The following is a 12,642-nucleotide window of genomic DNA, read 5'->3' as shown; positions in this document are numbered from 1 at the left end:
GAACGTTCAGGAGACGAGACGATGGCGACCGCGGCGAACACCCAGGCTGACGATCGCTACGTCTATCGCTTCGGCGGCGGCACCTCCGAGGGCGGGGGCGGCGATCGCAACCTGCTCGGCGGCAAGGGCGCGAACCTTGCCGAAATGGCCTCGATCGGCCTGCCCGTACCCCCCGGCTTCACGATCAGCACCGCGATGTGCACGCGCTATTACGAGGAAGGCGAGGCGTTCCCCGCATCGCTGCGCGCCGAAGTCGCCGAGGGGCTCGCGCATATCGAGGGCGTCACCGGCAAGAACTTCGGCGACACGTCCGATCCGTTGCTCGTCTCGGTTCGCTCGGGCGCGCGCGTGTCGATGCCCGGGATGATGGACACCGTCCTCAACCTCGGCCTCAACGACGAAACGGTCGAAGGCCTCGCGAACACCTCGGGCGACGAGCGCTTCGCGTGGGACAGCTATCGCCGCTTCGTACAGATGTATGCGGATGTCGTCCTCGGCCTCGATCACGACGCGTTCGAAGAAGCGCTCGAGATCGCCAAGGAGGATCGCGGCTTCCACCTCGATACCGAATTGTCGGCAGATGACCTCAAGGCGCTAGTCGCCGAGTTCAAGGGCTTGGTCGAGGAGCAATGGGGCAAGCCGTTCCCGCAGGACGTGCATGATCAACTGTGGGGCGCGGTCGGCGCGGTGTTCGGCTCGTGGCAGTCGGACCGCGCGAAAGTTTATCGCCGGCTGAACGACATTCCCGCCAGCTGGGGCACCGCGGTCAACGTGCAGGCGATGGTGTTCGGCAATATGGGCGATACGTCCGCGACCGGCGTTGCTTTCACGCGCGATCCTTCGACCGGGCACAACGCCTATTACGGCGAGTTCCTGATCAACGCGCAGGGTGAGGACGTTGTCGCCGGCATCCGCACCCCGCAATATCTGACGCTGGCGGCGCGCGAGGCGGCCGGCGCCAAGGCGCTCAGCATGGAAGAGGCGATGCCCGCCGCTTATGCCGAGCTCGCCGCGGTGTTCGACCGGCTCGAGCGGCATTACCGCGACATGCAGGACATCGAATTCACGGTGCAGCAGGGCAAGCTCTGGATGCTCCAGACGCGCTCGGGCAAGCGCACCGCGAAGGCCGCGCTCAAGATCGCAGTGGACATGGCCGACGATGGCCTGATCACGCGCGAGGAAGCGATCGCGCGCGTCGATCCGCAAGCGCTCGATCAGCTGCTCCACCCGACGCTCGATCCGAACGCTGCGCGCGACGTGCTCACCAAGGGCTTGCCCGCGTCACCCGGCGCGGCGAGCGGCGCGGCGGTGTTCGACGCCAACACGGCGGAGAAGTGGGCGGCGGACGGCAAGGCGGTGATCCTCGTGCGCACCGAAACCTCGCCTGAGGACATCCACGGCATGCACGCCGCCAAGGGCATCCTCACCGCACGCGGCGGCATGACGAGCCACGCCGCGGTCGTCGCTCGCGGCATGGGCCGGCCCTGCGTGTCGGGCGCCGGTGCGCTGTCGATCGACGCCAAGGCGAAGATCGCGCGGGTTGGTGGGCGTGACGTACGCGAGGGCGATCTGCTCACGCTCGACGGCACCACCGGCGAAGTGATGGCGGGCGAAGTCGCGACGATCCAGCCCGAGCTGGCAGGCGATTTCGGCGTGCTGATGGTCTGGGCCGACGAAGTCCGCCGCCTCAAGGTGCGTGCCAATGCCGAGACCCCGCTCGATTGCCGCACCGCACGTGATTTCGGCGCCGAGGGCGTCGGGTTGTGCCGTACCGAGCATATGTTCTTCGACGCCGCGCGGATCAGCCTGGTACGCCAGATGATCCTGGCGGAGGACGAGGCCGGGCGGCGCACGGCGCTCGACAAGCTCCTGCCCGAGCAGCGCAGCGACTTCGCCGAGATCTTCGAGGTGATGGCCGGGCTACCGGTCACCGTGCGACTGCTCGATCCGCCGCTGCACGAATTCCTGCCGCACGAGGAAGCTGAGTTCGCCGAAGTTGCGAGTGCCGCCGGTATCGACATCGACGTGCTCAAGCGCCGCGCCGCCGAGCTGCACGAGTTCAACCCGATGCTTGGCCATCGCGGCTGCCGCCTTGGCGTCACGTACCCCGAAATCTACGAAATGCAGGCGCGCGCGATTTTCGAGGCCGCGCTCGATGTCGCGGAGAAGTCGGGCGAGGCGCCGATCCCGGAAGTGATGATCCCGCTCGTCGCGACCAAGCGCGAGCTGGAGCTGATGAAGGCAGTCGTCGATCGCACTGCGCAGGCGGTGTTCACCGAGCGCGGCGCGACCATCGAATATCTCGTCGGCACGATGATCGAGCTACCCCGCGCCGCACTGCGCGCGGGCGAGATCGCCGAGGCGGCGGAATTCTTCTCGTTCGGCACCAACGATCTGACGCAGACGACGCTCGGCGTCAGCCGAGACGACGCCGCGCGCTTCCTCGGCGCCTATGTCGAGCAGGGGATCTACGCGAAGGACCCGTTCGTCAGCATCGATGTTGAGGGCGTCGGCGAACTCGTCCAGCTCGCCACTGATCGCGGCCGTGCGACCCGCCCCGATATCAAGCTCGGCATCTGCGGCGAACATGGCGGCGATCCGGCGTCGATCGACTTCTGCGAAGCGGTCGGCCTCGATTACGTCTCGGCCTCGCCATACCGCGTGCCAATCGCGCGCCTAGCGGCCGCGCAGGCGGCCCTCAAGGCTCGCGGCTAAGGCGATACGTCATCCCGGCCTTGTGCCGGGATCCACTCTTCCGCGAGCGCAACGTTCGAGCTTCGAGCTCAGGACGTGCCGCACAGTGGATCCCGGCACGAGGCCGGGATGACGGGGGTAATTACCGTCGGCCGAAGGCGTTAGCGCACCGTTCCGGCGCGATTGTTCCAATCGAACCAGCGCCCGCGCGTCGTCGAGACCGGGCGTGCCGTATGGTCGGCATGGGCAACCCGCGTAGTCGCCACCGGCGTTGCCGCTACCACTGGGGTCGGAGCAGCCACCGGTGTCGCCGCCGCCAGCCGCGCATTGTCGCGCTCCAGCTCCTTGATCCGCGCATCGCGCTCGGCGATTCGTCCGTCGAAATCCTTGCGGTTGCGGCCATGGACATCGCGCTCGTCGACGTAGCGCTGCTTCCATTTGCGGCCGCCGGGGTGGCTCGCCAGTCCGAAGAGCCAGCCGGCGATCAGCGCGACGGCCAGCGCCAGCCACTGCGTCGGGGTGGTGAAAAGCATCGCGAACCTCCTGTTACGGAGGCTCAACGATGTTGTACCGCGTGCGTTCCGTCTATCCGGATCGCTCCGCGTCCGCCGGCAATTACATCGCGCCGCCGATGAACGCGTCGCTGATCGAACAGGCCGCAGGCCCCAGGATGACGACAAACAGCACCGGGAGAATGAACAGGATCAGCGGCACCGTCATGATCGCTGGCAGCCGCGCAGCCTTCTCCTCGGCACGCATCATCCGCTCGTTGCGGAATTCGGCCGACAGGACACGCAACGCGCTCGCGAGCGGGGTGCCGTATTTCTCGGTTTGCACCATCGTCGTGACGATGCCCTTGATCTCTTCCAGCGCGACGCGGCTCGCGAAATTCTCGAACGCCTGGCGCCGATCGGTGAGGAAGCCGAGCTCGATCGCGGTCAGCGCATATTCGTCGCCCAGTTCCGGATAGGCCTTGCCCAATTCCTTCGCCACGCGGTGAAACGCCGCGTCCACCGTCAACCCTGCCTCGGCGCAGATCACCAGCAGGTCGAGCGCGTCGGGCAAGCCCTTGCGGATCGCCTGGCTGCGCTTGGTGATCTTGTTGTTGAGATACAGGTCGGGCGCCTTGTAGCTCAGGATGAAGGTAGCCGCGACGAGGCCGTAACGCTTGAGTGCGGTCCACTCGGCGAACGTGTCCGTGCCGTACACCAGCCACACCATGAACCCGCCGAGCACCACCGGCAGCACCAGCCGGCCGAAGATCACGCCGACGGCCCAATCCTTCTTGCGGATGCCGGCTTGCAGCAACTTGGTCTGCGCGACCTTGAGCTGGCTGTCCTGCAGGATCTTGAACGATTCGAGGAAGCCGCGGATGCGATCGGCGCTCTCGCTCTTCTGGACGAGCTTTGCGCGGCGCTTGCTGGTGGAGGCGGTGATGCCCGCCTTCAGCTGTTCGCGCCGATCGTTCAGCGCCTTCACGCGCTTGGCCATTGGATCGCGCACGCTGATCGCGGCGTAGACCGCGATCATCACCGCGAACGCGGCCACCGCGGACAGCAACGTCGCTACCCACAATACGTCGACGCCAAGCAGCGTCGGGCCTTGAGTCGGTTCCATCGCGTCAGATCTCGAAGTTGATCATCTGGGCCATGATGTACGCGCCGATGGCCATCCAGATCATGCCACCTCCGCCTGCCACCATCAGCCGCTGATCGGTGAAGAAGCCTTGCATGTACGTGCCGTTCACGAACCAGATCAGCACGAAGACAATGAAGGGGAGCGAGCCGATGATATAGGCCGACGCCTTCGACTCAGACGCCATCGCCTTGATCTTCAGCTTCATCTGGCCGCGCTGGCGAAGTACCGTTGCAAGGTTCTGCAGCGTTTCGGCCAAATTGCCGCCCGTTTCGCGCTGGATCGCGATCGTGATGACGAAAAATTGAAACTCAGCCGTGCCCAGTCGATCCGCCGTTTCCTGCAGCGCCACATCCATCGATCGGCCGATCTTCATCTTGTCCGATACCGAGCGGAATTCCTCGCCCACCGGCCCCGGCACTTCGCTGCCGACCACCGACATCGTCTCGGTGATCGGCAAGCCCGAGCGCAGCCCGCGGACGAGCAACTCGATCGCGTCCGGAAACTTGGCGTTGAAGCGCTTGATCCGGCGCTTGATGAACGAGCTGACGACAAAGTGCGGGATGCCGGCGCCAAGCGCCAGCCCAAGGAAAATCGCGAGCAGCAGTGGCAGCCCGATCGTCCACAGCACAAGTCCGACACCGGCGGTGATGCTCAGCGTCGCCGTGCCGTATTGGCCGACCGTCCAGGTCTTGCCCGTCATGTTCAGCCGCTTCTGCAGCTCCTCGGGGCGCGGCAGGAAGCGCATCGCCGCCGCATCGGCCTTCGTCGCGCTGCGCCCGGTAATGCGGCGAAGCTGTGCCTCCATCGCCGCGCCTGGCAGCGCGGAGTGGCGGTCGCGCACGGCGCTCAGCCGGCGAACGCCAGCGCGCTGCGGGGAGGGGCCGGAGAAAGCAAAGTATAGCATGCCCAACACAACGAGCGAGCCGATCGCCAAGGTGATCACTGGTACCAACGGCATGTCGCGCTCCGTGCCTCGTCCGTTCGGGCGCCGTGATGGCGCCCGTCGCTATTAGTTCTTGACGGCTTTTCTGGGGATCAACCCCTTAAGATCGGTGAACTTGCCGATCAGCGACATGCCCTTGCCCGGCTTGCCGCTTTTGCCCTTCACGAGTTCACCATCGACGCTGATCGCACAGATGTGCGCCGCAAGGTCGACGATCGGCGCGACCGTCTTGGAAGACTTGCCAGCCTCGGCGAGTGGCTTGCCCAGTTTCGCCGCTTGCGCCGCGAGCTTCTGGTCGAACGGCACCGTGTAATCGATCTTGCGCTCGATCGAGGTTTCGAAATCCTTCCGCGTTATCTCCAGCTGTGCGCCGGGATGCACGCGATTGGCGACCACCATTACCTGTGCCTGTGGTGCGTTGGTTTTTAGCCACGAAAGAAGGCGAATTGTGTCGCGCGCCGCAGCCAGTGTCAGCTCGGTGACGATCACCACCGCTTGGACGTCGCTGATGAGGTGCGGGTGGTTGACCAGCATCGCGCGCGGCATGTCGATGACCGTGGTCTCGAACGCAGCCCGCATCTCGCCCTGCAGCTGGTAGAAGGCGGCACCGTCAGTCACGATCGGCGAACTGATCGGCGCTTCGGCCGAGAGGACGGCGAGGTTCTCTGATGCGCGTACCATCGCGCGCTCGATGAACAGCCCGTCGATGCGGCTCGGGTTCTCAATCGCGTCGGTCAGCCCGCGGCCCGGCTCCAGATCGAGCGCAAGCGCACCGGTCCCGAAATGCACGTCTAGGTCGAGCAGCGCAGTCGTGCGACGCTCCTTGTCGCTTACCAACCACGCGATCGAGGTCGCGATGGTCGAGGCGCCGGCGCCGCCGCGCGTGCCGATCACCGCCACCGAGCAATGTGGATGTTCGTTGACCGGTTCGGCGTGCTTCGGTGCGTTGAGCAGCATCTGGGCGTGCGTGAAAGCGTCGCGCACGGCTTCGGCGTTCAGCGGCTTCAACAGATAGTCCTGGATGCCGCTCGCGACGAGATCGCGATAGAGCCGCACGTCGTTCACCTGGCCCGACGCGATGACGACGGTGCCCGGCTCGCACACCTCGGCAAGCGAATTGATGTCGTTGAGCGGATCACCCGATTCGGCGAGATCGACGAACAAGATCAGCGGGCTGGCCGATACGGACAGCGATTGCACCGCATTGCGCAGGCCGCCCTTATGTACTTTTTCCGCGGCCCAGCCCATCTCGCTGACCACCGGACGGAGCGCTTCGGCAGTCGCCTCGTCGCAGACATAGGCGACGAATGGCTCGCGGTTGGCCGCGCTGGCGGATTTCCATGGTGCGTTCATCTTACTTGCCCCCTGCGCTTTCGGCCTTCACCGCGGTGCCACCGGCACCCGTCGGCTCGGCCTTGCGGAAGCTGTTGATCGCGCGGGTTCCAACTGCCGGGTCGTAGACGCCGACATTGCCCTCGCCGCGCACCAGGTCGGTCGGGCTCGCGACCATGGTCGCGAGATTGCTGTTGATCGAGCACCCGTGGTTCGACGACGTCTGTGCGTCGTAGCTTGGCTGCATCCGGCTGTAATCGGGGCAACCTGGTACCGAGGCCTTTGCGCGGCTGACGACCACGCGGACGGTGCCGGGTGCAATCGGCGCGGCGGTGACCGGGGCGTCGTCCGACACCAGCAGGCCATAGCGTGCGGCGGTCGCGGCCACATCCGCGCGCGTGCCGGGATCGCGTGACGGATCATCGACCGCGATGCGATCGCCGTAGCCGACCCGCAGCGATCCCATCCAGCCGGCGAGCCGCTGGTTCTCGCCCGGGGCCAGGCCGCCGGGGCCGGCACCGACATCGAACGCATAATCGGCGCGCGACACGACGGGCTGGTGAACCGATTCGAGCCCGCGGTTCTTGGTGCCGCTGCAGCCCGCGACGAGCATGGCCGGGGCGACGGCGAGGAGGAGAGTGCGCTTCAGCATGATCATGTCCCGTTCCGTCCCAATCAGTTGACCGAGAAACCTGGGGCAGGGACGTCGCCGCCCTTCTTCCCCTTGCCGCGCGACGCCTTGGCATCGGCCACCGGCGCGACGCTGTCTGGCAGCGGCACCGGAGCGATCGGCGCGACGGCACCCATCGCCGGCGCTGCCGGCGGACCGGCTTCCATCCGCGGCTTGGGCCGCGATTCCCCGCTCTTGCCGCCTCCGAGCTTGCCGAGCAGCACGCGCTCGACATCGCTCGGCGATTCGTAGCCGTCGGTGGGCAGCACGATCTCGTTCGCGTTCACCGGCTTCACCAGATACGGCGTGATCACGATCACCAGCTCGGTCTCGTTCCGCGTGAACCCGTTCGAGCGGAACAGCGCACCCAGGATCGGCACGTCGCCGATGCCCGGCGTCTTCTCGATCGAATTGTTGTGATTGTTCTGCAGCAACCCGGCGATCATGAAGCTCTGACCCGAGCCGAGCTCGACCGTCGTTTCAGTACGCCGCGTCGTCAGCCCCGGCACCTGCGCGCCGCCGATCGTCACGGCGTTCGAATAATCGAGCTGCGACACTTCGGGGCGGACACGGAGTGAGATGCGCCCGTCCGACAGCACGGTCGGCGTATACGCGATGCTGACGCCGAACTGCTTATACTCGACGCCGATGCCGCCAAGCCCCTGCGCGATCGGGATCGGGATCTCGCCGCCCGCGAGGAACGTGCCCGTCTCGCCCGACAGCGCGGTGAGGTTCGGGTTGGCAAGGCTCGTCACTTGGCCGATGCGTTCGCCAAGATCGAGCGCCTGGAGCACGTCCAGCCCGAGGATCTTGCCTGCGAGACCCAGCGACGTGCGCTCGGCGCCCTTGGTGAATTCATACGAACTGCCCGAGTTCGGATAGACGAAATTGCCCGTCTTCACGTCGAACGGCAGCGAGATCGAGCCAGCCGGCAAGCCGAAGCGCGACGATGCGTCGAGTACGGGCAGTCCCGTCGTCGGAAAATTGCCGATCGTCCCCGGCGCGCGACCCGATGCGACGCCGAACTGGAAGCCGCCGGTCGTGTCGCGCGTCAGGATGTTCGAGCTGATGTTCTTGACGAAGGTCCGGCTCACCTCGGCGAAGCGCACCTGCAGGTTCACCTGCAGCGGCGTCGCGGTGCGCATCCGGCTGACGACCTTCGTCTCCTGCCCGACGAACGCCTGCACCAGCCGTTCGGCCTCCGCGCCATCGTCCGGGCTGGCGACGGTGCCGGTGAGCAGCACCACGCCATTCATCGTCGTCGCGGTGACGCTCGCATCGGGCATCGCCATCGCCAGCATCTGGCCGAGCGAGTCGAAATTGTTGCCGACACGAACCGTGGCGGAATAGACCACTGCGCCATTCTTCGCGGTGGCGGAGATCGTCGTCTCGCCCGCCTTCTTGCCGAACACATAGAGCTGCGTCGGCGAGCGGACCTGAACATCGGCGATGTCCGGGTTGGCGACGAAGAGGTCGCTCATCGGCTTGGCCAGCGTGATCAGGCGGCCACGGCTGGTCGCGATCTGGAGCATCGGCCCCTGCGCGGCGCTGTTGCGGGCGCCGGCGTTCTGCGCTGGTGCCGCGGCGGAGACCCCCAGGGTTCCGGCAGCGGCCAGCGCCACGGCGAGCGGCCAGCCGATCGGCTTCGAACGAATACCCATCTCAGTTCTTCCCCCCGACCGGAACCTCGGTCACAGTATTTCCACGTGCGATCCGCACCACCGGGCCAGGCGCGCGCACCACGGCGCCGGGATACGGTACGGCCGGTGCCATCGTGCCGCCGTTCGGCGTCATCATCGCGGGCTGATCGGTCTTGCCGGGCACCGTGCGGCGCTGGAAGCGCGACACGTCGGCGCCCACGGCATAGGTCGTGTTGCCGGTTTGCGGCGCACTCGCGAGCTGCAGCAGCATCGCCTTCTCGGCCTTCGGATCGGTGCCCTCGGGCACCTTCACGTCCCCCGACGCGATCGCCTGCTCGAGCTCGGCGGTATTGTCCGCGATCGAGCGCAGCGACAGCGAGATCGAGCCTAGCGTCTGCGCCACTGCGATCTGCTCGGCGATCTTGGGCGTCGCCTCGATCGTCACGGTGGAGAAGGCGCGCACGACGGTGTTGCCGGCCTCGTCCTTCTCCTGGCTGGTGCGCTGGTCGGTCGCCAGCACGCGCAGGTTGCGCATGATCGTCTCTGCGGCCTTCAGCGGCGGGCCATCGCCGCCGCCGGCGACAGCCTGCGTCAACAGAAGGTCGATGCGGTCACCCGGAAACACGAAGCCTGCGACCGACGACTGGGTCGACACCGGCACCGTCACGGCGCGCATGCCTGGCCCGAGCGCTGCAGCGAGGAACCCGCGGTCGCCCGGCTTCACCAGCGCGCCCTGCGTGATCGGCTGGCCGGCGGTCATCGGGTTGCGCACCACGGTGCCCAGCACGGTCTTCATGTCAAACTCGGGAGCTTCCTGGAAATAGGCGCCCTCGACGAGCTCCGCGGGCCACGGCTGAAACTTCACCGCGGTAGGATCGATGATCGTGCCGACCGGCAGCGCGCGCGTCGCGACGAGCACCTTGGGGCCGTTGATCGGCGCCGGCTCGCCCGTCATCGCGCTCGCCGCCGGCGCGCTGCTGCCCATGATCAGTGTGCGTGCCATGAACGCGGTGATCGCGGCGACGATCAACGCGCCCACCAGCAAAATGATCTTCCGACTATCCATGACTTATCGTGCCTTTCGCATCAGCGCAGGTCGGTATTTCCATTACCGGCTATGATTACGTGAATTGGTTAAGAAGCGGTTCGCGAAGGCCAAGAAGCCCTGCAATGGCGATCGCCACGCCGTATGGGATCTCGAGAACGCGGTCGTTTCGGCGCAACTTGTGCTCCAAAAGCATCACCAACGTCAGCGCGCCGCCGACCAGCGACATCACCAGCAGCATCTGCAGCAGCGGCGTCAGCGGCAGCCACAGCGCGAGCGCCGCGATCAGCTTCACGTCGCCGCCGCCCATTTGGCCGAGCTGGAACGCGACCAGGAACAGCGCGAGGACGAACGTCGCGATGCCCAGCTGGATCACCATGTCGGGCCACAGCGACAATCCGCTCGCGACCCACCACAGCGGGGCCATCAGCGCGATCGCGGCGTTTTTCCAATTGGCGATCTCGCGGATGCGCGCATCCTCAATCCCCGCCGAAACGAGCAGCAGTGCCAGTATCGCCGGCAAGCCCCAGGAAAGAATGTCCCACCCCATGAGCCGTCGGCACTAGACGTAATGGCTTGCCAAACCGTAACCATAGCCCTCGCATGACCATTCAGGCTCCGATCCGCCGTGCTATCCCGTCCGATGCGGCGATTTCCCATTGGATCGCGCCGGATGGCTGGGCGCTGCGCCGGTTCGACTGGCCGGCCAGTTTGGCCCGCCCGCGCGGCGCGATCCTGTTCCAGGGCGGGCGCGGCGATGTCTTCGAGAAGTATCTGGAAACGTTCGGTCATTGGCACGCCGCCGGTTGGTCGATCACCGCGTTCGACTGGCGCGGGCAGGGCGGTTCGGGCCGGCTCGCCCCCGATCCGCACGTCGGCCATGCGATCGACTTTGCGCCTTGGATCGCCGATCTGGCGGCAGTCTGGAGCAGCTGGGACGTCGATGGACCACGCGTTGCGATGGGCCATTCGATGGGCGGGCACCTCGTCCTACGCGCGATGATCGAGGGGGCGATTGACCCCGCCGCGGCGATCTTGATCGCGCCGATGCTCGGATTGAAGGCGCCGGTCGGCCCTGCCATCGCCGAGCGGCTTGCGCGATTCATGCGTGATCGCGGTGATCCGGCGCGGCCGGCGTGGAAGGGCCACGAGCGTCCCGGCGCGCGGATCGACCGGCAGAAACTGCTCACCAGCGACACCAGTCGCTACGACGACGAGCAATGGTGGTACGAGCAGGCGCCCGACATCAAGCTCGGCCCGCCGAGCTGGTCGTGGCTCGCCGAGGCCTTCGCCTCGACCCGCGAACAGCGCGCTGATCCCCGGCTCGCTAGTCTGGTGACCCCAATCCTGATGCTGGTCGCCGACGAAGATGGGTTGGTTGATTCGTGCGCCGCAGTGCAGCTCGCCGAGCGACTGCCGGCCGCAGAACTGCTCCGTTTCGGCCCCGAATCGGCGCACGAGATTCTGCGCGAAGCCGACCCCGTCCGTGACCGCGCGCTTGCCGCGATCGACGCATTCCTTACAGCGCACGCTCGATGACCTACGATATCGCCATCGTCGGCGCCGGGATCGCCGGCGCTACGCTCGCCGCCGCGCTAGGTGACCGCGCGCGCATACTGCTGCTCGAAGCGGAGGATGTCGCCGGCTATCACGCCACTGGGCGCTCAGCCGCCTTCTGGTCCGAAACCTATGGCGGCTCAGGAGTCCAGCCACTGACCTCGCTGTCGGGTGACCCGTTGCGCGCGGGCGGCTTTCTCGAGCCGCTCGGGTCGCTCCACGTCGGCCAGGTGCAGGACGAGAAGCGCGCCGAGGCGTTCCTCGCCGAATTCGCCGGTACTGGCGTCGATCTAACCCGCGTCGATCCGCGCGATCATGTGCCGGGCCTGCGCGATGGCTGGACGGTCGGCGTGATGGAGCGCAGCTGCGCTTATATCGATGTCGCCGCGCTCCATGCCGATGCGCTGGCGAAGGCCCGTAAGCATGGCGCGACGCTCGTGCTGGGCGCAGCGCTGATCGCCGCCAATCGCACCGATGGCAACTGGCGGATCGAAACGACCGCGGGAAGCTACGCCGCTACGATTCTGGTCGACGCCGCCGGCGCCTGGGCTGATCCCGTCGCGATCCTTGCGGGCGCCGCGCCGCTCGGCATCCAGCCGTACCGCCGCACGCTCGTCCAGCTCCAGACCGATCCCCCTTCGACGCCGGACATCCCGCACGTCTCGCATCTCGGCGGCGAATTCTATTTCAAGCCGGAGGCCGGCGGGCGGCTATGGCTGAGCCCGCACGACGAGACGGCGTGTGACCCCGGCGATGTCCAGCCCGAGGAACTCGACGTCGCGATCGCGATCGATCGACTCGAACACGTCGTCGACTGGCGAGTCACCCACGTCGACCGCAAATGGGCCGGCCTGCGCAGCTTCGCCCCCGATCGCCTGCCGATCTACGGCTTCGACGCGCAGGTGCCCGGCTTCTTCTGGTTCGCCGGCCAGGGCGGCTTCGGCATCCAGACCGCGCCCGCCGCCGCCGCCATCGGCGCCGCGCTCCTCCTGGGCGAAGACCCAGGCCTGGACATCGACATCGAACGCTACGCCCCAACAAGATTCTAACCTGATCTCCTTCTCCCCTCGTGGGAGAAGGAAGGGGCCCACTCGCAAAGCGAGTGGGAAGGATGAGGGGGAGG

General features: G+C 66.6%; 11 protein-coding genes. 3 read left to right on the top strand and 8 right to left on the bottom strand.

Translation table 11 applies throughout. The features are described 5' to 3' along the window. Nucleotides 1-21 precede the first annotated feature (21 nt). On the top strand, nucleotides 22-2,715 hold the full coding sequence (ppdK, locus tag LLW23_RS01240) for a pyruvate, phosphate dikinase (RefSeq protein ID WP_228946983.1): 2,694 nt from the start codon (nucleotides 22-24) through the stop codon (nucleotides 2,713-2,715). 140 nt (nucleotides 2,716-2,855) lie between these two features. Here the strand turns inward: ppdK and LLW23_RS01235 are convergent, their stop codons facing one another. The 8 genes from LLW23_RS01235 to LLW23_RS01200 all read right to left on the bottom strand — a co-directional run bounded on the left by LLW23_RS01235 (nucleotide 2,856) and on the right by LLW23_RS01200 (nucleotide 10,512). After that, nucleotides 2,856-3,227: a hypothetical protein gene (locus LLW23_RS01235; protein WP_228946982.1), complete on the bottom strand. Its 372-nt coding sequence runs from the start codon at nucleotides 3,225-3,227 to the stop codon at nucleotides 2,856-2,858. An 82-nt stretch (nucleotides 3,228-3,309) separates the two neighbouring features. Next, nucleotides 3,310-4,311, bottom strand: coding sequence for a type II secretion system F family protein (locus tag LLW23_RS01230; protein ID WP_228946981.1), 1,002 nt, complete (start codon nucleotides 4,309-4,311; stop codon nucleotides 3,310-3,312). Nucleotides 4,312-4,315: 4 nt separating this feature from the next. Beyond that, nucleotides 4,316-5,290, bottom strand: coding sequence for a type II secretion system F family protein (locus tag LLW23_RS01225; RefSeq protein ID WP_228946980.1), 975 nt, complete (start codon nucleotides 5,288-5,290; stop codon nucleotides 4,316-4,318). Between the two features lie 51 nt (nucleotides 5,291-5,341). Further along, entirely contained in the window at nucleotides 5,342-6,628 is a 1,287-nt protein-coding gene (locus tag LLW23_RS01220; RefSeq protein ID WP_228946979.1) for an AAA family ATPase, read from the bottom strand. A gap of 1 nt (nucleotide 6,629) precedes the next feature. Continuing rightward, nucleotides 6,630-7,265, bottom strand: coding sequence for a CpaD family pilus assembly lipoprotein (locus LLW23_RS01215; RefSeq protein ID WP_228946978.1), 636 nt, complete (start codon nucleotides 7,263-7,265; stop codon nucleotides 6,630-6,632). Between the two features lie 17 nt (nucleotides 7,266-7,282). Then, on the bottom strand, nucleotides 7,283-8,938 hold the full coding sequence (locus LLW23_RS01210) for a type II and III secretion system protein family protein (RefSeq protein ID WP_228946977.1): 1,656 nt from the start codon (nucleotides 8,936-8,938) through the stop codon (nucleotides 7,283-7,285). Nucleotide 8,939: 1 nt separating this feature from the next. Continuing rightward, nucleotides 8,940-9,983 carry a Flp pilus assembly protein CpaB gene (gene cpaB / locus LLW23_RS01205; RefSeq protein ID WP_228946976.1) on the bottom strand — a complete coding sequence of 348 codons (1,044 nt, stop codon included), beginning with the start codon at nucleotides 9,981-9,983 and terminating at the stop codon, nucleotides 8,940-8,942. A 55-nt stretch (nucleotides 9,984-10,038) separates the two neighbouring features. Next, nucleotides 10,039-10,512: an A24 family peptidase gene (locus LLW23_RS01200; protein ID WP_228946975.1), complete on the bottom strand. Its 474-nt coding sequence runs from the start codon at nucleotides 10,510-10,512 to the stop codon at nucleotides 10,039-10,041. 53 nt (nucleotides 10,513-10,565) lie between these two features. On the opposite strand from LLW23_RS01200, the gene LLW23_RS01195 reads away from it, so the two are divergent. Next, on the top strand, nucleotides 10,566-11,501 hold the full coding sequence (locus LLW23_RS01195; protein WP_228946974.1) for an alpha/beta fold hydrolase: 936 nt from the start codon (nucleotides 10,566-10,568) through the stop codon (nucleotides 11,499-11,501). Beyond that, a complete protein-coding gene (locus LLW23_RS01190; protein ID WP_228946973.1) occupies nucleotides 11,498-12,568 on the top strand; it encodes an NAD(P)/FAD-dependent oxidoreductase in 1,071 nt (356 codons plus the stop codon). Before LLW23_RS01195 ends, LLW23_RS01190 begins: the two co-directional genes overlap by 4 nt. Nucleotides 12,569-12,642: the final 74 nt, after the last annotated feature.

The organism is Sphingomonas radiodurans, assembly GCF_020866845.1.
In the GTDB taxonomy this organism is placed as follows: domain Bacteria; phylum Pseudomonadota; class Alphaproteobacteria; order Sphingomonadales; family Sphingomonadaceae; genus Sphingomonas; species Sphingomonas radiodurans.
Note: the sequence above shows the minus strand (reverse complement) of the source record. Positions and strands in the feature narration are given on the sequence as shown.

Excerpts from the sequence above, each read along its gene's own strand:
- ppdK (WP_228946983.1), top strand. The coding sequence starts at position 22 with ATGGCGACCGCGGCGAACACCCAGGCTGACGATCGCTACGTCTATCGC.
- LLW23_RS01235 (WP_228946982.1), bottom strand. The coding sequence starts at position 3,227 with ATGCTTTTCACCACCCCGACGCAGTGGCTGGCGCTGGCCGTCGCGCTG.
- LLW23_RS01195 (WP_228946974.1), top strand. The coding sequence starts at position 10,566 with ATGACCATTCAGGCTCCGATCCGCCGTGCTATCCCGTCCGATGCGGCG.
- LLW23_RS01220 (WP_228946979.1), bottom strand. The coding sequence starts at position 6,628 with ATGAACGCACCATGGAAATCCGCCAGCGCGGCCAACCGCGAGCCATTC.
- LLW23_RS01200 (WP_228946975.1), bottom strand. The coding sequence starts at position 10,512 with ATGGGGTGGGACATTCTTTCCTGGGGCTTGCCGGCGATACTGGCACTG.
- LLW23_RS01230 (WP_228946981.1), bottom strand. The coding sequence starts at position 4,311 with ATGGAACCGACTCAAGGCCCGACGCTGCTTGGCGTCGACGTATTGTGG.
- LLW23_RS01210 (WP_228946977.1), bottom strand. The coding sequence starts at position 8,938 with ATGGGTATTCGTTCGAAGCCGATCGGCTGGCCGCTCGCCGTGGCGCTG.
- LLW23_RS01215 (WP_228946978.1), bottom strand. The coding sequence starts at position 7,265 with ATGATCATGCTGAAGCGCACTCTCCTCCTCGCCGTCGCCCCGGCCATG.
- LLW23_RS01190 (WP_228946973.1), top strand. The coding sequence starts at position 11,498 with ATGACCTACGATATCGCCATCGTCGGCGCCGGGATCGCCGGCGCTACG.
- LLW23_RS01225 (WP_228946980.1), bottom strand. The coding sequence starts at position 5,290 with ATGCCGTTGGTACCAGTGATCACCTTGGCGATCGGCTCGCTCGTTGTG.
- cpaB (WP_228946976.1), bottom strand. The coding sequence starts at position 9,983 with ATGGATAGTCGGAAGATCATTTTGCTGGTGGGCGCGTTGATCGTCGCC.